The organism is Pseudoxanthomonas sp. 134C1, from assembly GCF_057773065.1.
Map to the genome: position 1 here is coordinate 837,470 of NZ_JBYMTH010000001.1, position 19,224 is coordinate 856,693.

The following is a 19,224-nucleotide window of genomic DNA, read 5'->3' on the forward strand; positions in this document are numbered from 1 at the left end:
ACCGCCGGAAGTGCAACCGGTGCGCTCCCGGCCGTATCCCAATCGACAACCCATCCCTCCGGTACCGTCATGAACTTCGAACTGCTCATCCCGATCACCCTGATCATCGGCATCGTCTATTCCATCAAGACCGTGGTCGACGCCTACACGCGCCGCCGGGTCATCGAATCGCGCGGTTCCGAGGAACTGGTGCGCTCGCTGCTCGAAGGCGAGACCACCCGCCGCCGCCAGGCCTCGCTGCACTGGGGCTGCGTGATGCTGGCGCTGGCGCTCGGCTTCGCCGGAGTGGAACTGATCGGCGCCGAGGAAATCACGCCCGGCACCATCGCGCTGCTGCTCGGCGCCACCGGCCTGGGCAATGTCGCCTACTACCTGCTGGAACGCCGCGGCCGCTGACCCGGCCTACGCCGCCGCGGCTCCGCGGCGGCGTCTCCTTCCTTCATCGGAAAACGATCATGAAGCACTTGCTGGCGGCCATCGCCGTCTGGGTCGCGGCCGTCCCCGCGCCGGCGTCCGCCGCCGAACCGGATTTCGCGCCGCTGGCCCGCCTCATCCGGCAGACCAAGGACGCCACCGCGCATTCCTCCGGCACCGCGGTGGCGGTGGTGAAGGACGGGAAGGTGATCTACGAAGGCTACTTCGGCGACGCCGACATCGCGGCGCGCACGCCGGTGACACGCGAGAGCGTGTTCTACATCGCCTCGGCCACCAAACCGTTCTTCGCCCTCAACGCGCTGCTCAGGGAAGATGCCGGGCAACTGGACATGCGCATGTCGATGCGGGAGATGTTCCCGGATCTGCGCTTCGCCGGTTTCGATGCCGATGCGGTGACCCTGGGCGATCTGCTGGTCCATGGTTCCGGCGTGGACAATCCACCGCTGGTCTGGGCGACCGCGTTCAGCGGCGTGCACGACGCGGCGTCACGGCGCGCGCTGGTGGGGTTGTCGGCGGCCGATCCGGAAGCGGCGCACGGTACCTTCAAGTACACCAACGTGGGCTACAACATCGCCAGTGTCTGGATGGACGCGCGGTTCGGCGCGCCGTGGCAGGCGCAGTTGGAGCGCGCCATCTTCCAGCCGCTGGACATGCGGCACACGACCGCCTGGATCAGCCGCGCGCGGGCCGGCGGGTGGACCCTGGCCAAGCCCTACTCGTTCGCCTCCGAAGATCCGCGCGTGCCGCTGTACCTCGCCAAGTCCGACGACACCATGCAGGCGGCGGGCGGGCTGGTTTCGACCGCGCCCGATCTCGCGCGGTTCCTGCTGGCGCAGTTTCCGGATGCGCGCGCCGGCGGCCTGCCGGCGGCGACGATCCTGCGTTCGCACCAGACCCGGATCGGACTGGAGGCGAAGTACCAGGACTTCAAGCGCAGCGGCTACGCCTGGGGCTGGTACACCGGGCCCTACAAGGGCCGGACGATGCTGCACCACTTCGGCGGCTTCGCCGGCTTCCATGCGCACCTGTCATTCATGCCGGTGGAAGGCATCGGCCTGGTCGTGCTCAACAACGAGGACACGCTGGGCGCGCAGCTGACCAACCTGATCGCCGACCACGTGTACGGCCTGCTGCTCGGCGAAACGGACATCGCCACGACCTCCACGCGCCGGTTCTCGGAACTGCAGGAAAAGGCGCGGGCCTTCCGCCGGAACACGCTGGCGAAGCGGGAAGAAATCCGCGCGCGCGCCTGGCACCTGTCGGCGCCGCGCGAGCGCTACATCGGTACTTATCGACACGCCCTGCTGGGCGACATGGTGGTCACCCGCGAAGGTCCGGACGGCCTGCGGATCCGCTGGGGCCGGCTGGATGCGATGGCGACCGGTGCCGAGCAGCCGGACCACGTGCGCGTCGAATTCGCGCCCAACAGCGGCCAGCTGCTGGCCTTCACGGTGAAGGATGCCCGGGTCGAGTCGATTGCCTTCGACGGCATGGCGTTCCGGAAGCGGAGCGTGGCAGCGCTGCAAGAACCGTCGGTCGGATCCGTGTCGCCGTCTTTCTCGAAAACGTCGATATCAAACGGCGCGAGATGAATTTTCGTGAGGGGGGACGTCATGTCGTAGGCACATTCGCAGGTCCGCTTCCACGGCTTGATGACTAGATGCATTGCGAACGCTTGCGCATATTCTCAATCAGCATGTCAGCCTGTTCCGGTTTCAATTTCCCCAGTACATTGATTTTCATGCGCTCGCACGATATCGGCTGGTTTGCTTTTGCCCGGTTGTAGCTTTTGTAGATGTTCATGAGGGGAATTGACGAGGCAGCGCAGACACCCAGGAAGACGAGCAGGCCTAAACGACGGGGAGGGCTTGAAGCGAGGGCGGGTGCCTGGTAGCGAAGCGAGCCGTCAAAGGGCTCGTCCAGCGGCAATACGCTCTCGTGCGACTTGAGGATCACGGACATCCTGGCTAGGCCATGGTGTTTCTCGGCACGGGTCCATAGGTTGGCGGGTACCACCAGAAACTCCCAGGAATCGCTGGCACCGCCCTCGTAGAACACGCGAAGAACATAGGCGTCGCGCAACAGGGCTTCCAGGGCGGTGAGGTCTTCTCCGAAGGTTTCATGATGGAATCCCGGCCAATGGAACTCGCACGTGCGTCCGGCGAAACGGACCGTGGCGTGCTCGTCGTCATCGTCTGCCTCCACCTGGATTTCGCCGGGTGGAAGCCATTCTTCCAGGCATTCGAGCAGCGAGGACATGCCTTGCCGCCAATCAATGACGATCTCGAAGACGTGGCGGAAGAGATCCAGGTAGTCGTGCTCGTCGCCGTATCCGTCGAGTTCTTCGGGATAGTCGGCTTTCAGCGAAGCCCGCGCCTTGCGTACCGCGTCGCTTCCGGGATGCTCGAACAGTCCGCTGAACTGATCCCATGTGGGCAGGCGCATGAAGTGTCCTCGGCCGGATCGTTGTGTCTGTGGCGGTCGAGTATGGTGGGACGAGAATGACGCGTCCCTGGGAAAAATCCTAAAAATTCGCGCGAATGCTCGCAGCGGATCATCCTGGACGTGTCGCGACGACGCACAATGCCCGGAGCAGTGCATCGCACGATGGAACGTCTACTCGCGCCGCTTGCGCGGCTTGCGGGGACGCTTGGTCTCGACCGCGGTGCGTGGTGCTTCCTCGCTCGCCAGCACGCCGCCGTCGCTCATCTGCTCCAGCCAGGCCAGTGCGTCGAGGTAGGAGAGGAACGATTGCAGGTAGCCCGGCGACTGCTCGCGCATCAGGCTGATCGCGCGGTGCACCAGCCGGCCGGAGTTGAGCGGGCCGGCATCGGTCGGGGCGGTTTCCAGCGATTCGCGCAGCTGGCTTTCGGCGCGGATTTTCGACCAGAGCCGGCGAGCGCCTTCGAGTTGCGCCACTTCCGGAAAGGGCGGACGCGGTGGAGCACCGGCGGCCAACTGCTCGCTGTCGCGCACGGCGGCCTGTTCGGCGATGTGATCGAGCAGCGCGCCCAGTGCGGAATGAAGCGGTGTACCCGCTCCGGGTGCCGGCATCGCTTCCGGTTCCGCGCGGGTGGCACGCAGCGTCGCCAGCCGCGCGTCGAGCAGGCGTTGCACGCTTTCACCCTGGTCGGTGGCGCGGCGTGCCAGCGCCTCGGCGATCAGCTGGCGTACCGGAACCACGACCGGAGCGCGCCCGTCCGTGGCTTCGGTGCCGGCGGGAAGCGGCGCGCCGTTATCGCCCATGGGTATCGTCGGTGGTGGATGCGGCGGCCGCCTTCGGCCGCGGCATCGGCGCGATTTCCACGCGCCGGTTGCGCGCGCGTCCTTCCTCGCTGCCGTTGGAGCTGACCGGCTGTTCGGATCCGAACGCGGCGGCGAACACCGAGGATGCCGGCACGCCCTCGACGATCAGGGTGCGGGTCACGGTGAGCGCGCGGTTGGCCGAGAGGTCCCAGTTGTCGACGAACTGGCGATTGCCGTCGCGCACCTGGCGGTCGTCGGTGAAGCCGCTGACCATCAGGATCTCGTCGCGTGCGCGCAGGTAGTCGGCCAGTGGGCCCGCCAGGCTTTTCAGCAGGGCCTGGCCTTCCGGCTGCAGCTGATCGGAGTTCAATGCGAACAGCACGCTGCCGCGGATGCCGATGCGGCCGTCGACCAGGGTCACCCGACCTTCGGCCAGCGGCACCGCCAACGCCTGCTCCAGCGCCTTGCGCCGCTGCGCCTCGATCTGGCGCTGGCGGACTTCCTCGTCCAGCCGATGCGACAGCTGCATCTGCGCGCCGATCACGCCGACCAGGATCAGCACGAACACACCCAGCAGCACCGACATCAGATCGCCGAAGGCGGCCCAGATCGGCGTGCTCGATTCGACGTCGGCTTCGATGTCCGCGCTCATGCGGCTTCCGTTTCAGCGGGCACCTGTCGACCCGACAACTGTTGCAGATCCTCGATGATCTGGCGCTGCGCCAGCATGCTCAGGTCGATGACCTCGCGCGCCTGCGCCACGTAGTAGGCAAGCTGTTCGTCGCTGCGGGCGAGCGACTTGTCCAGCGCGTTCTCGACGCCCTGCAGGCGCTCGACCAGACGATCATTCCATTCGCCGAACTGCTGCACGGCCGCGCCGAAGGCATCGCCCAGCCCGGCCACTTCGACCGCGCCGGCGGTGACCTGGCTGGCGGCGTCGCCGAGCCGGCCGGTCTCGGCTTCGATGTGATCGGTGAAGCGGGTGCCGACGCGATCCAGCAGATCCGCCGACGTGGTGACCAGCGCGTCGATGGCGGTGCGCTGTTCGGTGGAGGCGTGATTGACCGCGTCCAGCAGGGTCTGCAGGGTTTCCAGCAGGCGGCTGCGTTCCTCCAGCATGGCGGTGTCGCGGACCATGCTGTCCGACAACTTCTGGCGCAGTTCGGCGATGACTTCGGCGGCGGCCTTGGGCGCTTCCGAAGCGGTCTGCACCAGTCGCGAAATCTCGGCGATGGTGTCGCGCGCGTGCGCCTGGGTCTGCGTGGAAATGTCCTGCGCGGTGGTGGCGAGGGTGTCGCAGATCGCCTGCTGCCGGCTGGCGGCCTGTTCGCCGGCCTGGTCCCAGCGCCGACCCAGCGCGTCGGTCATCGCGCCGAACGCGTCGCTCCAGGTGGACAGGCGCTGCTGATCGCGCGCCTCCAGCGCGGCCTGCAGATCCGCATGCGACTGCTGCACGTGGCCGACCAGGGAAGCGGCATGCTGTTCGAAGCGGGCGGTGGCGGCGTCCAGCGCCTGCTGGTTGCGCTCGGCCAGCGCCTCGTTGACCTCCGCCTGCCGGGACAGCGTGCCGTTCCAGGCGTCCGCGGCGTTGCCGGTGGCGGTGTCGAAGCGCGTGGAGACGCTCTCCAGCAGTTCCGACGAGCGCTGTTCGAAGGTGCCGGCAAACCCGGTCAGCGAACCGCGCAGATCCCGCACCAGCGCGCCGTTGGACTCACGCTGTTCCGCCAGCGCCTGGCGCCAGAGATCGGCGACCGTGGTGGTGGTGGTGGCGAAGCCGGACGACAGGCCGTCCAACTGCTGCTGCACCGCCTGGTGGAGGGTGCCATGCAGCGCGGACGTCTCGCGCGCGATGGCCGACATCGTGGTTTCCATGAGCGGCTGCAATGCCGCGCTGGCGGCGCGCGCGCTTTCGCCGACGCTTTCCTTCAGCGAGGTTTCCACCGAGGCGGCGAGTCGCGCATGCACGGCTTCGGTGCGCTCGTGGAACGCGTCCTGGCGGACCTGCAATTGATCGTTGGCGGTGCGGGCCTGCTGTTCCAGCGCGGCCATCATCGCTTCCAGGCGATCGACCAGGGCGGGCATGGCGTCGGTCTGTCGCTGCAACAGGTGGAATGCTTCCTCGCGCCGGTGCGCCTGCGAGTGGACGCGCAGAGTCGAAGTGATGGCGGCGTCCAGCGGTTGCAGCGCCCGCAGGCGTTCGCGGCGGCACAGCGCCGACAGCAGGCCCAGCATCGCCGAGGTGGCGACGCCGGCAATGGAAGTGCCGAAAGCGAAACCCAATCCCTTCACCGGCGCGGCCAGCGATTCGCGGATCGCCTGCAGATCCGCCGCGCTTTCCAGCGCCATGCCGGTGCCACTCAGCGTGGTCATCATGCCGAGCAGGGTGCCGAGCATGCCGAGCAGGACCAGCAGGCCGACCAGGTAGGGCGTCAGCGCCGGCGCCGGCAGCGCGACGCGTTCACCTTCGATGCGCAGGCGCACCGGATGGCGCAGGGAAGGATGCAGGCGCGCCAGCCAATCGGCCAGGCCGGCCGGCGGCGAGGACAGATCGGCGACGGCGCCGGTGAGCGTGGCGGTGGCCTGACGGTAGCGGTACAGCTCGAATCCGCCGGCGACATAACAGGCGCCGATCAGCAGGGTGACGGACAGGGCCAGCGGATTGGCGCCGACATAACCCGCGGCGATCCAGCAGACGGCGGCGAGGCCGGCAAGGAAGACGGCGGGATTGAGCAGGTTTCTGAGCATGTTATCCAGGCAGGTGAGTGCGAAGGGCCGCGAGCAGCCCCTCGGCCGGTTGCAGACGGACATCCAGTTCGGCGAGCAGCAGGTTCCGCATGTCCCGGCGGAATGTCTCCAGCCACGCATCCGGGGCGCGGAGAGCGGTGGCGTCCGGTTTCGGTGCGTTGGCCGGCGTGTCGGCGGTCGGGTCGGAGGATGTATCGATGGAGGTATCGGGAGAATCCGCCTGCGCGGCCAGGCGCAGGCGTTCGAAACGGGATCCGAGCAGGGTTGGCGCGGCGACCAGCAGGCGGCGTTCGCGCCGGCCCAGCGCGCGTTCCATCACCGCGTCGACGGCGGCGAGGCGGGCCAGTTCGACCGAGCGATCGGCCAACTGGTCGCGCAGGCGGCTGCGCAGGTGCCCGATGGCGGTGTCCATGCTCTGCTGCAGGGCCAGGTAGCGCTGGCGGAAGAACAGGAATCCGGGCGCTTCCCCGGTGCTCTCGGCTGCGCGCGCGGCACCCCGCGCCGTCGGGGCGAATGCGGGATCGTCGGCGATGGCGCGGGTCAGCGCGGCGCGCACGCGCGAACAATCCTCCTCCATCGCGGTGGCCGGCGCAGGCTCGGCGAACGGATCGGGCTCCGGCCGGCTGTCCAGCGCGGTGGACAGGGCCACGGCGTGCGTCCAGTCGATCCATTGGCTCAACCGGTCCGACAGCGATTGTCTGGGGGAGGGGACGTCCGCGTCCGTCAGACGGGCCAGCAGACGGATGAACGTCGGGCCACGGACCGCCGCCCGTTGGGGGGCTTCCAACATTCGGTGGGGCTGAAAAAACGCACATTTTACACGGTCGGGGCGGCCCGCCGCCCCCCGGATCTCCGTCCGCCCGCGGGAAGCGGCCTCGACCATGCGCGCGGCGGGGACCGCCCCGGCCACCCCGGCCCTGTGGAGCGGGGCGGAAGGCGGCCGGTCAGGCCGCCGGGGGCCCGCCCCGCAGGGCGCGCAGTGGCGGCAGCACCGCCCGGAGATAGACGGCCCGGGCCTGTTCGGGTTCGAAGTCCGCGTGGCGCCGCTTCCTGACCCCGTGCTCGGACAGGGTGACGTGCAGGTCCGCGCGCACCCCGGCGTTGGCCAGGCAGGCCTTCACGCAATGCAGGACACAGCCGTCCAGGGCAAGAACCGGTCGCCCGGCCTGCGCGGTCCGCACCAGGCCGGCCACCCCGCCACCGACGCCGGCGATGCAGGACATTTCGGCTTCGCCTTCGCGGTCCAGCCACAGCGCCATCTGGTTGGCCATCTGGGCGGCGCTGGAGCAGCCCGAACAGGAATAGACCAGCGGCAGGGTTCGGGTCATGGCGTCGCGCTCCCGGCCAGTGCGCGCAAATGCGTGGCCAGATAGTCGAAGTAGAGGTCGATGTAGCTGATGCCGTTCTCGCGATCGATGAGGTACGGATTCATCAGCGTGTGCCGCAGGATCACCAGGCGGTCGGTGTCGTCGGTGTCGCCGAGCGTCGCGGGATCGATGCCCAGTTCGGCGAGGATGCGCTGCATCTGCGCTTCGCCGACGACCGAACGCCGCAGCGTGGTCATCGAAGCGAAGAACTGCTTCACCTGCAGCGGTTGCCGGGTATCGCAGCGCAGCTGATCGTGCAGGCGGCGGACGAAGGCATTGGCGTACGCCAGATCGCGGTTGCCGTGCGGGTTGAGCGCCAGGCAGACCAGGTTGCTGTCCGGCGGAAACGGCACCACGGCGGTGACACGACCGGCCATGTCGTCGGCGAACCGCCGCGCGCGCGCCTGGAATGCCTCGGTGGCGAGCACCGTCTGGCGAGGCATCAGGCCGAAGTTCGCGTGATCCAGCGGCAACACGCGATGGGTGACGTAGACCGCGGCGGCGGCGGCGCCGGACTTGGACCCTTCCGGGATGAACTGGCCCAGTTGCCGGTAGCGCGAAAGATAGTCGTCCTGCGCGTCCGGATGGAATACGTAGTCTGCCTGTTCCGACAACAGTTCCATCGCGCGATGATCGCGGCAGATGAAAGCGCCCGCGCCATAAGGCAGGTAACCGAGCTTGTGCGGATCCACCGTGACCGAATCGGTCTCGGCGAGCGCCGCGAACGCGGCATGGACTTCCGGTTGCGGGAACGTCTCGTACTCGTGGCGCATGTCTTCCCACGTACGCAGGCCGCCGTCGGGCGCGCGGAACAGCGCGGTCAGGTAACCGCCCCAGGCGGCATCGACGTGGACGCTGAACCCCAGGCCGCCCGCGGTGGAACGATCACGCGCGGCGACCACCGCGTCGACCGGATCGATGGTGCCGTACTCGGTGCTGCCGAGCACGGCCACCGCCATCAGCACGGATTGGCCTTCGCGCCGACAGGTCTCCAGCGTTTCCTCCAGCGCGTCCGGGTCCAGCCGCATGTCGCGGGTGGGCAGCAGTTCCAGCTGCGCACGCCCCAGACCTAGCATCTTCAGGCCCTTGCTCCAGGAATAGTGCGCGGTGATCGGCGCGAGCACGCGCGGCACCCGCAGGGTCGGATGGCGACGGAAGAACTCGACCAGACCGAGTTGTTCGATGCGCGCCTGCGCGACCCGCTCGCGCCAGCGCGCCTGTTCGGAAACCGGCTGTTGGCGCAGCCACCGGCGCCAATGCTCCAGCAGGGCGATGCCGCCCGCGGGACCGAGGTTGAAGGCCTGCGCGTCGTCGGCCGGCAGATCGAGATCGGGCACGCCCGCGGCGAGCAGCGCGACCGGGAACGCCTTCAGCGCCAGCGCCAGCCGCAGGGCCTGGTAGTTGGCGAGCGTGCCGCCGGAGGTGAGGTGGCCGAACGCGCAGTCCGGGCGGGCCGGATCGTCGGGATAGCCCAGCATGCGCGCCAGTTGCAGGCCGACCTGCACCTCCAGTTGCACCGTCACCGGCGCGGCGTCCTCGCTGACGTTGTTGGGGTTGTAGGGCAGGGTGAGGACCTGCGCCGCCAGGCCGGGCAGCAGCAGATCCGAGGCCATGTGGCCGATGTAGCGCGGGCTGTGGAACGGTACCGACTGCTTGAGCGCCGCCGACAGCCGATGCAGCTCGCGCCGCATGCGCGCCTCGAACGCCTGGTATTGCGGATGCTGCGCCGCCCGGGTCGGGATCGCCGGCGGATCCTCCGGATGGAAATTGCGCCGCCAATGCACGTGATCGCGCAGGAACTCCACCACCAGCTTCTCCAGCAGGGTGTCGTTCTCGGCATAGGGTCCGAGGAAACAGGCATCGAGCACGCGGCGCTCGGCTTCGGCGCTGGCGTCGACGGAAAAGGGGACCGGGGCGGGATTCGTCATGGCGCGAGCCTAGGCCAAGGCGGCGCGATTGCCCCTGATCCAGATCAAACCGGGCGGGCTACCGAGGGACGCCTGTGACAATCAGCCCGGTCCGACCCGCAGTTCCAGGCAGCGGCCTTCTCGCCGGATCGTCGCCGCCCCGAACGAATGCCGAAGCAATCCATCGGAGCAGGCGCGCGCCATGGCATCGAGTTGAGCGACGTCCGGCGGTTCGAAAACCAGATGAAGCCTGCCCGCCGGCGCCAATAGCGGGCACAGGCGCTCCAGCGCGGCATCGGCTTGCCGCCAGAACAGGTTGACGTTGATCGCGAGGATGCGATCGAAACGGGCATCGGGATTGTCCAGTGACGTGGCGTCCATGCATTGGAAACTCGCCATGCCTCGCTCCGCCCAGGCCGCATTTCGGTCGCGGGCCGCGGCAATCATCTTGTCCGAACGATCGACCCCGAGATAGCGGCCGGCATCGATCCGTTCGCAAATCGGCATGCAGGACATGCCATTCCCGCAACCAATCTCGAGCACGCGCTGACCCGGAGACAGGTCCAGACCTTCGATGGCCCAGCGAATACGGTGTGGAAAGGGGCGGGTCATGCGGACCTCCGGCACCGGACTATATCGACACCCGGGGGATGCGGTGGCGCAGTCGCACATTGCTGCTTGCATCCATCCCGGTCCCCGGGAGAGGCTGCAACATTCGCAACCAGGCAAGGATGATGGAAGGATGAGGATATTCACCGGATGGCCGCTTCGTCATGCCTGCCTGATCCTGTTGGGAATGACCGTACTGACGGCTTGCCACCGGGTGGAAGATGTCCCTGCGAAGAAGTACGACTGGTCGGGGTCGGCACTGGAAGAATGTCCCCCCGCGCGAGGAACGGCCAAGACAGTGGAACTGGCGGATCTCGCAGCCCGACCCACCGCATATGAAGGGACATTCCTCCGTGTGGAAGGCTACTACTACGACTACTTCGAGCACGCCGCGCTGCATCCGGAGCCCGAGGCAGAGATCTACAGTGGTGATTTCGACAAGCAAATCTGGGTACGCGGTATCGATGCCGAGTACAGCCGACAACGTGTCCAACTGACGGGTATCTTTACTGCGAAGTCGCGGGGACACGGAGGCCAATGGCCGGGGACGCTGTGCGTGGTATCCGTGTTGAAGCTGCCAGGGGCTGGCGACTGAATGCGCTGACAGAGTGGCCCGCACGGAGCGAATTCGAGGGGCCTGATACCGCTTCACCGGGCAGGGCCGGGAAACCGCTAAAGATTTCGACAGCGCGTCCGGCAGGAAGCGGTTTCAATCGACCGTGGTGGCGCCAAGGGGCCGGGGCCTATCATCGGCGCATCGACCCGCCAGGATGAGGACATGCGAACCGTCTACGCGTTGTTGTGCCTGCTGGGAACGCTCTGGCCGCTCTCGTGGCTGTGGCCGTGGCTGGCCGAACATGGCTTCGACCTGCCCCTGCTGGCGCGACAGGCATTCGCCACCCCGATCGCCGGCTTCGCCTGGGCGGATGTGCTGGTGTCGGGCATCGCGGTGATCGTGCTGATGGCCGTCGAAGGGCGGCGACTGGGCATGCGCCGCTGGTGGCTGCCGCTGCTGGGCCTGTCGGTGGGCGTGTCACTGGCGTTGCCCTGGTTCCTGTGGCTGCGCGAGCGTCACCTGGCGATGCGGCTGCCGTTGGCGACACGTTGATCGAGCATGTCCGAATTCACCGTCCATCCGCTGCTGGATACCGGTCCCGTCACGGTCAGCGATGTGCTGTGCCGGGGCGAGTGCCGCCATCGCAGCGCGGAGGAGTGCGCGGGCGTCACCCATCTGGTGTTCCCGTATCGCGGGCTGTACCTGCGCCACGTCGGCGGCGATCAATCGGTGGCCGATGCCAATCATGTGCTGTTCTTCAATGCCGGCGAGGGCTATCAGGTCAGCCATCCGGTGAGCGGCGGCGACGCCAGCCTGGTGCTTTCGGTGAGACCGGAGCTGTTGCGCGAACTGGCCCCGGCCGATCGGTTGCATCGGCGCGACGCGCCCGGTTTCAACACGCAGTCGCTGCGCATCGACCCACGCGCGCAGGCGCTGGTGGCGCTGCTGCGCCACAGCCTACGCCATCGCGCGATCGAGATGCTGGAAGCCGAGAGCCTGGGATTGACCCTGCTGTGCCGCAGCCTGGGGCCGCGCACCCGCCATGCCCCCGGCGCCACCCATGCACGTCGCCGGCTGGTGGATCGGGTGAAGGTGCTGCTGGCAAGCGAGTTGGGCCGGCGTTGGAGCCTGGCCGACATCGCCGCGGAAATCGGGGGTTCGCCGGTGTATCTCACCCAGGTTTTCCAGCAGGTCGAGGGCATGCCGCTGCACCGCTATCACCTGCGCCTGCGGCTGGCGCGCGCGCTGGATCTGGTCGTCACCCGCGAGGACATTTCGGCATTGGCGCAGGATCTGGGCTTTTCCAGCCACAGCCACTTCGCCGCGGCGTTCAAGCAGGTGCATGGCCGGACGCCATCGGCGTTCCGGCGCGCGGCGCTGGCCAAAAGCGCGTGAACGCGCGCGCTTGAATCGCTAAAGAATCCGACAGCGCCGCCATCATCGCGATGGTCTCCTGTGCATGCCCGGATTGGCCGGGCATCCACAGGAGCGTGTCATGAGCGAGAAGACCTGCGCCGTCTGCGATTACCCGCTGGACGGCAACGCCATCGAAGTCAGCATCGGCGGCCATACCGTCGAGGTGTGCTGCGAGGAATGCGCGCAGAAGCTGCGCGAGGCCGAGGCGCGCCGCTGAACGCCGGCGGCCCGTCGGGTGGCGCGCAGCGGAAGCGCGCCAGCCGTCGGCCGTGGATCAGTTCAGCACGCCGTGCGGCTGGATCCAGCCGCTGGCGATGCCGATCATCACGATCACGATCAGCGCCACCGAGAACCCGATGCGCCGGGTCAGCGCGTTGACGGTGCGCTTGCTGCCGCCGGTGTCGACGAGCATGTAGTACAGGCCGGCGCCGAGGTTGTAGATGATGATGCCGAGGAAGCCGAGGATGAGCAGGAGTTTCATGGACGTGGTCCGGTGAAGTGGGCGCGCGTCAGCGGGCGCGCGCGGGAATGGCGGGCATGCACCATGCCCGCACGGCGATGGCGAGGGTCATCACCATCAGGAACAGGCCGTAGGCGACCGAGGTGGCGAGCACCTGCTTCCAGATCGCGCCGGCATCGGGATCGGCATTGAGGAAACCCCAATGCATGCCCCAGGCCGACAGCGCGGTGGCCAGCACCAGCGCGGCGGTGTCGAACAGGCGCCGGCCGGTGCCGCGCGGTTGGCGCGGGTAGATCCAGTACAGCGCCGCCAGGATGGCGAACCAGGGCAGGAACAGGATCAGGGCCAGATTGAGTTCGACCTGCGCGTTCATGGATTCGGGGCCGCGGAGAGGGGAGAAGTCTGGATGGGATCCTAGGGATTGCGGTGCAGTTCTCCAAGAATCAGAATCCTTTTCGAAAAACCGGATCAGATCCGGCATTCAGACAGTAACTGATTGATTGGAAAGGCTGAAATGAAGCGCTACGAATCCCTGGCCGAGGACATCGCGCGCTCGATCCGCGAGGGCCTGCTGCGGTCGGGCCAGCGGCTGCCGTCGGTGCGCCAGACCAGCGCCCGCCGCAAGGTCAGTCCCGCCACGGTGTTCCAGGCCTACTACCTGCTGGAGGCGCGCGGCCTGATCCGCTCGCGCCCGCGCTCGGGCTATTACGTGGCCGACGACGCGCGACCGCTGCCGCCGGAGCCGGAGCGCGCCTCGCAGCCGGCCGACGGCGCGCGTCCGGTGGACGTGAGCGAACTGGTGTTCGAAGTGCTGGAATCGGCGATGGCGCACGACGTCGTGCCGTTGGGATCGGCGTTCCCCAGTCCCTTGCTGTATCCGCTGGACAAACTCGGGCGGGCGATGGCCGCCGCCGCGCAATCGCTGGACCCGTGGAGCACGGTGGACGATCTGACCCCGGGAAAGATCCAGCTGCGCCGGCAGATCGCGTTGCGCTATCTGATCGCCGGCATGCAGGTGTCGGCCGAGGAGATCGTCATCACCAACGGCGCGCTGGAAGCCTTGAACCTGTGCCTGCAGGCGGTCACCCGGCCGGGCGATACGGTGGTGGTGGAGTCGCCGTGCTTCTATGCCGCCCTGCAGGCGCTGGAACGGCACGGCCTGCATGCGCTCGAAGTCCCCACGCACCCGCGCGAGGGCATCGATCTGGACGCGCTGGCCCAGGCCATCGGGCGCCACCGCCCGGCGGCGTGCTGGCTGATGACCAGTTTCCAGAATCCGCTGGGTTGCACCGTGCCGGAGGAGAAGAAGCGCGCGCTGGTCGAATTGCTGGAACGCCACGGCATCCCGCTGATCGAGGACGATGTGTACGCCGAGTTGTACTTCGGCGAACGTCGTCCGTTGCCGGCCAAGGCTTTCGATCGCGCAGGGGGCGTACTGCATTGCGGCTCGTTTTCCAAGAGCCTGGCGCCGGGTTATCGGGTGGGCTGGGTGGCGCCGGGCCGCTACACGCGCGAGATCGCCCATCACAAGCTGACGTTCTCGCTGGCGACCTCGGCACCCGGCCAGCTCGGGCTGGCCACGTACCTGGAAAAGGGGGGCTACGAGCGCCATCTGCGACGGCTGCGCAAGATCCTGGAACAGCAACAGCAGGAATACATGGGCGCGATCGCGCGGCATTTCCCGGAAGGCACGCGGGTGACCCGGCCGCAGGGGGGCTATTTTCTGTGGCTGGAGTTGCCGGCTGGGGTGGACGCGCTCGCGCTGCATCGCCAGGCGCTGGCGCAGGGCATCAGTCTGGCGCCCGGTCCGATGTTCTCCGCCAGCCGCGCGTTCCGCCACTGCATCCGTCTCAACCACGGGCATCCGCTGGACGCGCGCGCGGAAAACGCCATCGCCACGCTGGGCCGCCTGGTCACCGCCTCCCTGTAGGAGCGACGTGAGTCGCGAGCTTTTCCCTCGGGAATGATTCCCACCATCGCGACTGACGTCGCTCCCACAAGGAAAAATCCTCCAGTCCCCGGCCTGGGTTCCCATGAACCCCGGCGGTGGGAGCGACGTGAGTCGCGAGCTCTTCCTCTCGGGAAACGATTCCCGCCATCGCGACGGGCGTCGCTCCCACAGGAAAGAGGGCGGCGGGACTCTTACAATAGCCGCGGCATGCGCAAGATCATCCACATCGACATGGACGCGTTCTACGCGTCGGTTGAGCAGCGCGACGATCCGTCGTTGCGCGGCAAGCCGGTGATCGTGGCCTGGCGCGGCAGCCGTTCCGTGGTGTGCGCGGCTTCCTACGAGGCGCGCAAGTTCGGCGTGCGTTCGGCGATGCCGGCGGTGCGTGCCGAACGGCTGTGTCCGGAGGGTGTCTTCGTGCCGCCGGATTTCGTGCGCTACAAGGCGGTCTCGCGGCAGGTGCGCGAAATCTTCCTGCGCCAGACCGATCTGGTCGAGCCGCTGTCGCTGGACGAAGCCTATCTGGATGTCACCGAGGCGAGGACCGGCTTGCCTTCGGCGACCGCCATCGCCGAAACCATCCGCGCGCAGATCCGCGAGGAGACCGCGCTGACCGCCTCCGCCGGCGTGGCGCCGAACAAGTTCCTCGCCAAGATCGCCTCGGACTGGCGCAAGCCCGACGGCCTGTTCGTGGTCAAGCCGGGACAGGTGGAGGCGTTCCTCACCCCGTTGCCGGTGGAGCGGATTCCCGGTGTCGGCAAGGTGATGCTGGGCAAGCTGCATGCCGTGGGCATCCGTACCGTGGGCGAGCTGCGCGAGTGGCCGCAGGCGGAACTGGAGCAGCGCTTCGGCAGTTTCGGCGGCAGCCTGTTCCGGCGCGCGCGCGGCATCGACGAACGCCCGGTGGAACCGGACCAGCCGGTGCAGTCGATTTCCTCCGAGGACACCTTCGAACGCGACGTGCCGCTGTCGGCCATCGACGAGCAGGTGCGCCGGCTGGCCGGCAAGACCTGGGAAGCGACTCGCAAGACCGATCGTGTCGGCCGCACCGTGGTGCTGAAACTGAAGACCGCCCAGTTCCGCATCCTCACCCGCAGTTTCACCCCCGAGGTGCCGCCGGGCAGCGCCGAGGAATTCACCGCGATCGCGCTGGCCCTGCGTGACCGCGTGGCGCTGCCGGCCGAAACGCTGTACAGGCTGGTCGGCGTGGGCGTGTCCGGTTTCCGCGAGCGAGGCGAGGTGGCGGAACAACCGGACCTGTTCGCGTTCGTGGAAGTCGCACCCGAAGATGACGAGGGCATCCTGCGAGACTGAGCTGCTAGAGGGGGCTATTCCAAGGACATGACGAACACGGTTTTGATGGCGAGAACTTATCCAGGACGAGGCGGAACTGACGTGCCTTAAACTTGTCATTCGTGTCGCATATAGCGTGTCACTTCCGTTTTCAATGTGCGTTGCATGTGGGAGGGGCAGACACTAGGGTCGTCCGGCACGCAGTTCCGGAATCCTCTTTCATGGCACGACGCCTCTCATCCCGCATCGTTTCCACCGCGTTGCTCGTTCTCACCCTGACCGGATGCCAGAGCATGTCTCCCACCTCTTCGCCGGAGGGCTTTCCCTCCCGCCTGCCGGACGGCTGGTACACCAATGTCGGCGCCGAGTGGCCGCTGAGGTTTCATGCGCACTATTTTGGCGTGCACTGCTTCGACACGCAGTCTTGCAGGGTGGTCTATGGAGGCTTCCCGCATGGAGGAGGGGACATACCTTCGCCTTCTGTAGCCTCGTATGGGCGTCCACACGAGTCATTGCTGACCGCAGGACGTGGACCCATCCGCAACTTCCCGCCGCCGGCGAAAGTGACCTGGCGGTCCCGGGATGGTCAGGCACATGAAGCCGACATCGACATCGGCCAGATATTCCAGGACCAGTTGATTCGCCATCACGTCGCTCGCGAAGACGCCAGTGACCCGGCGAACAGCCCTATCACCGAGATCATCCTGGAGGTCAACGACCGCACTATCAATGTTTACACGCGAACGACCATCTGGCTGAAGAAGCCCAGATTTCCGGATAGACCGCTCAGCAACATGCAAAGAGACCTCATCCAGGTCTTCAGCCAGACCTACTGAGCCAGGAGGCACGCCATGGGGTCTGTCCCCCGTTCGCCCCGCGATGGGGGCGTGAGCTATTACCCGGCCGACGCGCAGGACCTGGACAGCTACCGCCAGGCCGAAGCGGACGCGCCCGCACCTGTCATTCGTGTCGCATATAGCGCGTCACTTCCGGTTTTCAATGTGCGTTGCATGCAAGCGTCAGAGGTACTAGCGTCATCCGGCACGCAGTTCCGGAATCCTCTTTCATGGCACGACGCCTTTCCCGTTGCATCGCCCGCATCGCGCTGCTCGTTCTCACCCTGACCGGATGCCAGAGCATGTCTTCCTCCTCTTCCCCGGAGGGCTTTCCCTCCCGCCTGCCGGACGGCTGGTACACCAATGTCGGCGCCGAGTGGCCGCTGAAGTTTCATGCGCACTACTTCGATGCCTACAGTTTCAATACCTATGGGTGCAAGGTTCTTTACCACGAGCGATGGCGCCTCCTGGATGACGAGGCGCAGCTCAAGTCGGACTCTGCGATGTTGGGCTCGAAGTATCCAGAAATACTGACTGCTGGCATGGGACCCATCCGCAACTTCCCCCCACCGGCGAAAGTGACCTGGCGGTCCCGGGACGGTCAGGCACATGAAGCCGACATCGACATCGGCCAGATATTCCAGGACCAGTTGATTCGCCACAACCTCAGGCGCGAAGACATCGCCGAAGACGGCATCGGTCCCGGAGCGCTGCCGGGCATCATCCTGGAGGTCAACGACCGCACCATCAACGTCTACATGCGGGCGCACATCTCAACCCGGGAACTGCAAATTCCGGGCAATCGCTACAGCGATTTCCGGGACGACCTCATCCAGGTCTTCAGTCAAACGTACTAGGCCAGGAGGCACGCCATGGGGTCTGTCCCCCGTTCGCCCCGCGATGGCGGCGTGAGCTATTACCCGGCCGATGCGCGGGACCTGGACAGCTACCGCCAGGCCGAAGCGTACGCGCCTGCACCTGTCATTCGTGTCGCATATAGCGCGTCACTTCCGGTTTTCAATGTGCGTTGCATGCAAGCGTCAGAGGTACTAGCGTCGTCCGGCACGCAGTTCCGGAATCCTCTTCCATGGCACGACGCCTTTCCCGTTGCATCGCCCGCATCGCGCTGCTAATTCTCACCCTGACCGGATGCCAGAGCATGTCTTCCTCCTCTTCCCCGGAGGGCTTTCCCTCCCGCCTGCCGGACGGCTGGCACACCAATGTCGGCGCCGAGTGGCCGCTGAAGTTTCATGCGCACTACTTCAGCGTCTCGACCTACAGCACCTACGGATGTCGCGTCTTCTACGCAGGCATGCAGCGCGTGGATGACGCTGAAGACGAACTCCAGGGTTCATCCGAACGGCTGGGAGACAAGTACCCCCACAACATGTCCGCCACGATGGGTCCCATTCCCAACTTCCCGCCGCCGGCAAAAGTGACCTGGCGGTCCCGGGACGGTCAGGCACATGAAGCCGATATCGACATCGGCCAGATATTCCAGGACCAGTTGATTCGCCACAACCTCAGGCGCGAAGACATCGCCGAAGAAGGCATCGGTCCCGGAGCGCTGCCGGGCATCATCCTGGAGGTCAACGACCGCACCATCAACATTTACATGCGGGCGCACATCTCAACCCGGGAACTGCAAATTCCGGGCAATCGCTACAGCGATTTCCGGGACGACCTCATCCAGGTCTTCAGTCAAACGTACTAGGCCAGGAGGCACGCCATGGGGTCTGTCCCCCGTTCGCCCCGCGATGGCGGCGTGAGCTATTACCCGGCCGATGCGCAGGACCTGGACAGCTACCGCCAGGCCGAAGCCGACCTGGCGCGGATGCGTGTTCCGCTCCTGCTGCGAACCGGCGACCCGCACCAGCGGCTGTTCATCGCCGCCCTGGACGGCACCGGCAACAGCCTGTTCAAGGACAAGCCCGAGCATTGGAGCGTCGTGGCAAACACCTACCAACAGGTGAAAGACCTTAAGAACCAGGGCATCACCCACATCGCCGGTGGCTATGTCGAAGGCACCTTCACCCAGACCGGCCTGTGGAAGACCCCGACCCGGCTCCTGGATGGCCGCTTCGGCCACACCTTCGACGAACGGGTGGAGACGGCTTATTTTCAACTTTGCACACAAGCCAAAGCCTGGCTGCAGGAAGACCCGCAGGCGCAGATTCGGGTGGTCGGGGTGGGTTTCAGCCGCGGCGCCGAACAGGTCGCCGCCTTGCAGCGGCTGGTGCACGAGCGCGGCATCCGCGACGCCGATGGCGCGCGCCATTCGGTGAACCGCGAGAACCTGGTGACCCACATCCGCTATGCCGACCGTCCGCTGCTGGTCCAACCCGGCCTGACCGCGCAGGCCGCGCTGCTGTTCGACCCGGTGTCCACCGGCGTGCGCGAACA

Annotated in this window: 22 protein-coding genes; 12 read left to right on the forward strand and 10 right to left on the reverse strand. The window is 66.7% G+C overall.

Annotated features, from left to right (window positions below):
• The first annotated feature begins 69 nt into the window (after positions 1-69).
• Together AC3DEZ_RS03725 and AC3DEZ_RS03730 are read left to right on the forward strand one after the other, a co-directional pair.
• Positions 70-396: a hypothetical protein gene (locus tag AC3DEZ_RS03725; protein WP_488387004.1), complete on the forward strand. Its 327-nt coding sequence runs from the start codon at positions 70-72 to the stop codon at positions 394-396.
• 59 nt (positions 397-455) lie between these two features.
• Entirely contained in the window at positions 456-2,027 is a 1,572-nt protein-coding gene (locus AC3DEZ_RS03730) for a serine hydrolase (RefSeq protein WP_488387005.1), read from the forward strand.
• 64 nt (positions 2,028-2,091) lie between these two features.
• Here the strand turns inward: AC3DEZ_RS03730 and AC3DEZ_RS03735 are convergent, their stop codons facing one another.
• The 8 genes from AC3DEZ_RS03735 to AC3DEZ_RS03770 all read right to left on the reverse strand — a co-directional run bounded on the left by AC3DEZ_RS03735 (position 2,092) and on the right by AC3DEZ_RS03770 (position 10,312).
• Positions 2,092-2,880: a hypothetical protein gene (locus AC3DEZ_RS03735; protein ID WP_488387006.1), complete on the reverse strand. Its 789-nt coding sequence runs from the start codon at positions 2,878-2,880 to the stop codon at positions 2,092-2,094.
• Between the two features lie 171 nt (positions 2,881-3,051).
• On the reverse strand, positions 3,052-3,681 hold the full coding sequence (locus AC3DEZ_RS03740) for a DUF2894 domain-containing protein (RefSeq protein WP_488387007.1): 630 nt from the start codon (positions 3,679-3,681) through the stop codon (positions 3,052-3,054).
• Positions 3,671-4,333 (reverse strand): OmpA family protein, encoded by a 663-nt coding sequence (locus tag AC3DEZ_RS03745; protein WP_447104458.1) that lies wholly within the window; start codon positions 4,331-4,333, stop codon positions 3,671-3,673. Before AC3DEZ_RS03745 ends, AC3DEZ_RS03740 begins: the two co-directional genes overlap by 11 nt.
• A complete protein-coding gene (locus tag AC3DEZ_RS03750) occupies positions 4,330-6,426 on the reverse strand; it encodes a DUF802 domain-containing protein (protein WP_488387008.1) in 2,097 nt (698 codons plus the stop codon). Before AC3DEZ_RS03750 ends, AC3DEZ_RS03745 begins: the two co-directional genes overlap by 4 nt.
• A 1-nt stretch (position 6,427) precedes the next feature.
• Positions 6,428-7,216: a DUF3348 domain-containing protein gene (locus tag AC3DEZ_RS03755; protein WP_488387009.1), complete on the reverse strand. Its 789-nt coding sequence runs from the start codon at positions 7,214-7,216 to the stop codon at positions 6,428-6,430.
• Positions 7,217-7,370: 154 nt separating this feature from the next.
• Positions 7,371-7,754, reverse strand: a complete 384-nt coding sequence (locus AC3DEZ_RS03760; protein ID WP_488387010.1) for a putative zinc-binding protein — start codon at positions 7,752-7,754, stop codon at positions 7,371-7,373.
• A complete protein-coding gene (locus AC3DEZ_RS03765; protein ID WP_488387011.1) occupies positions 7,751-9,721 on the reverse strand; it encodes a pyridoxal phosphate-dependent decarboxylase family protein in 1,971 nt (656 codons plus the stop codon). The genes AC3DEZ_RS03760 and AC3DEZ_RS03765 overlap by 4 nt, the downstream gene beginning before the upstream one ends.
• A gap of 81 nt (positions 9,722-9,802) precedes the next feature.
• The gene (locus AC3DEZ_RS03770; RefSeq protein WP_488387012.1) at positions 9,803-10,312 is read right to left on the reverse strand and encodes a class I SAM-dependent methyltransferase; all 510 of its coding nucleotides are present in this window, start codon (positions 10,310-10,312) and stop codon (positions 9,803-9,805) included.
• Between the two features lie 130 nt (positions 10,313-10,442).
• On the opposite strand from AC3DEZ_RS03770, the gene AC3DEZ_RS03775 reads away from it, so the two are divergent.
• From AC3DEZ_RS03775 to AC3DEZ_RS03790, 4 genes are all read left to right on the forward strand, one after another.
• Complete coding sequence (locus tag AC3DEZ_RS03775) at positions 10,443-10,904, forward strand: hypothetical protein (protein WP_488387013.1); 462 nt, start codon at positions 10,443-10,445, stop codon at positions 10,902-10,904.
• Positions 10,905-11,087: 183 nt separating this feature from the next.
• Entirely contained in the window at positions 11,088-11,417 is a 330-nt protein-coding gene (locus tag AC3DEZ_RS03780; protein ID WP_488387014.1) for a DUF2834 domain-containing protein, read from the forward strand.
• A gap of 6 nt (positions 11,418-11,423) precedes the next feature.
• The gene (locus tag AC3DEZ_RS03785; RefSeq protein ID WP_488387015.1) at positions 11,424-12,260 is read left to right on the forward strand and encodes a helix-turn-helix transcriptional regulator; all 837 of its coding nucleotides are present in this window, start codon (positions 11,424-11,426) and stop codon (positions 12,258-12,260) included.
• Between the two features lie 100 nt (positions 12,261-12,360).
• Positions 12,361-12,498, forward strand: a complete 138-nt coding sequence (locus tag AC3DEZ_RS03790) for a hypothetical protein (RefSeq protein WP_295383104.1) — start codon at positions 12,361-12,363, stop codon at positions 12,496-12,498.
• Between the two features lie 57 nt (positions 12,499-12,555).
• Here AC3DEZ_RS03790 and AC3DEZ_RS03795 read toward each other — a convergent pair whose 3' ends face one another.
• On the reverse strand, positions 12,556-12,762 hold the full coding sequence (locus AC3DEZ_RS03795) for a twin transmembrane helix small protein (protein WP_447104468.1): 207 nt from the start codon (positions 12,760-12,762) through the stop codon (positions 12,556-12,558).
• A gap of 28 nt (positions 12,763-12,790) precedes the next feature.
• Entirely contained in the window at positions 12,791-13,114 is a 324-nt protein-coding gene (locus AC3DEZ_RS03800) for a hypothetical protein (protein ID WP_488387016.1), read from the reverse strand.
• Between the two features lie 141 nt (positions 13,115-13,255).
• Here AC3DEZ_RS03800 and AC3DEZ_RS03805 point away from each other — a divergent pair, with 141 nt between their 5' ends.
• The 6 genes from AC3DEZ_RS03805 to AC3DEZ_RS03830 form a co-directional block, all read left to right on the forward strand.
• Positions 13,256-14,671 (forward strand): aminotransferase-like domain-containing protein, encoded by a 1,416-nt coding sequence (locus AC3DEZ_RS03805; RefSeq protein ID WP_488387017.1) that lies wholly within the window; start codon positions 13,256-13,258, stop codon positions 14,669-14,671.
• 228 nt (positions 14,672-14,899) lie between these two features.
• Positions 14,900-16,006, forward strand: a complete 1,107-nt coding sequence (gene dinB / locus AC3DEZ_RS03810) for a DNA polymerase IV (RefSeq protein WP_488387018.1) — start codon at positions 14,900-14,902, stop codon at positions 16,004-16,006.
• Between the two features lie 200 nt (positions 16,007-16,206).
• Entirely contained in the window at positions 16,207-16,821 is a 615-nt protein-coding gene (locus AC3DEZ_RS03815) for a hypothetical protein (protein WP_488387019.1), read from the forward strand.
• A gap of 230 nt (positions 16,822-17,051) precedes the next feature.
• Complete coding sequence (locus AC3DEZ_RS03820; protein WP_488387020.1) at positions 17,052-17,678, forward strand: hypothetical protein; 627 nt, start codon at positions 17,052-17,054, stop codon at positions 17,676-17,678.
• Between the two features lie 230 nt (positions 17,679-17,908).
• Positions 17,909-18,535, forward strand: coding sequence for a hypothetical protein (locus AC3DEZ_RS03825; RefSeq protein WP_488387021.1), 627 nt, complete (start codon positions 17,909-17,911; stop codon positions 18,533-18,535).
• 15 nt (positions 18,536-18,550) lie between these two features.
• Positions 18,551-19,224, forward strand: a 674-nt coding sequence (locus AC3DEZ_RS03830; RefSeq protein WP_488387022.1) for a phospholipase effector Tle1 domain-containing protein, incomplete at its 3' end; no start/stop codon positions are given.

Coding starts and splice junctions, on each gene's coding strand:
- AC3DEZ_RS03725 (WP_488387004.1), top strand. CDS start 70: ATGAACTTCGAACTGCTCATCCCGATCACCCTGATCATCGGCATCGTC.
- AC3DEZ_RS03730 (WP_488387005.1), top strand. CDS start 456: ATGAAGCACTTGCTGGCGGCCATCGCCGTCTGGGTCGCGGCCGTCCCC.
- AC3DEZ_RS03735 (WP_488387006.1), bottom strand. CDS start 2,880: ATGCGCCTGCCCACATGGGATCAGTTCAGCGGACTGTTCGAGCATCCC.
- AC3DEZ_RS03740 (WP_488387007.1), bottom strand. CDS start 3,681: ATGGGCGATAACGGCGCGCCGCTTCCCGCCGGCACCGAAGCCACGGAC.
- AC3DEZ_RS03745 (WP_447104458.1), bottom strand. CDS start 4,333: ATGAGCGCGGACATCGAAGCCGACGTCGAATCGAGCACGCCGATCTGG.
- AC3DEZ_RS03750 (WP_488387008.1), bottom strand. CDS start 6,426: ATGCTCAGAAACCTGCTCAATCCCGCCGTCTTCCTTGCCGGCCTCGCC.
- AC3DEZ_RS03755 (WP_488387009.1), bottom strand. CDS start 7,216: ATGTTGGAAGCCCCCCAACGGGCGGCGGTCCGTGGCCCGACGTTCATC.
- AC3DEZ_RS03760 (WP_488387010.1), bottom strand. CDS start 7,754: ATGACCCGAACCCTGCCGCTGGTCTATTCCTGTTCGGGCTGCTCCAGC.
- AC3DEZ_RS03765 (WP_488387011.1), bottom strand. CDS start 9,721: ATGACGAATCCCGCCCCGGTCCCCTTTTCCGTCGACGCCAGCGCCGAA.
- AC3DEZ_RS03770 (WP_488387012.1), bottom strand. CDS start 10,312: ATGACCCGCCCCTTTCCACACCGTATTCGCTGGGCCATCGAAGGTCTG.
- AC3DEZ_RS03775 (WP_488387013.1), top strand. CDS start 10,443: ATGAGGATATTCACCGGATGGCCGCTTCGTCATGCCTGCCTGATCCTG.
- AC3DEZ_RS03780 (WP_488387014.1), top strand. CDS start 11,088: ATGCGAACCGTCTACGCGTTGTTGTGCCTGCTGGGAACGCTCTGGCCG.
- AC3DEZ_RS03785 (WP_488387015.1), top strand. CDS start 11,424: ATGTCCGAATTCACCGTCCATCCGCTGCTGGATACCGGTCCCGTCACG.
- AC3DEZ_RS03790 (WP_295383104.1), top strand. CDS start 12,361: ATGAGCGAGAAGACCTGCGCCGTCTGCGATTACCCGCTGGACGGCAAC.
- AC3DEZ_RS03795 (WP_447104468.1), bottom strand. CDS start 12,762: ATGAAACTCCTGCTCATCCTCGGCTTCCTCGGCATCATCATCTACAAC.
- AC3DEZ_RS03800 (WP_488387016.1), bottom strand. CDS start 13,114: ATGAACGCGCAGGTCGAACTCAATCTGGCCCTGATCCTGTTCCTGCCC.
- AC3DEZ_RS03805 (WP_488387017.1), top strand. CDS start 13,256: ATGAAGCGCTACGAATCCCTGGCCGAGGACATCGCGCGCTCGATCCGC.
- dinB (WP_488387018.1), top strand. CDS start 14,900: ATGCGCAAGATCATCCACATCGACATGGACGCGTTCTACGCGTCGGTT.
- AC3DEZ_RS03815 (WP_488387019.1), top strand. CDS start 16,207: ATGGCACGACGCCTCTCATCCCGCATCGTTTCCACCGCGTTGCTCGTT.
- AC3DEZ_RS03820 (WP_488387020.1), top strand. CDS start 17,052: ATGGCACGACGCCTTTCCCGTTGCATCGCCCGCATCGCGCTGCTCGTT.
- AC3DEZ_RS03825 (WP_488387021.1), top strand. CDS start 17,909: ATGGCACGACGCCTTTCCCGTTGCATCGCCCGCATCGCGCTGCTAATT.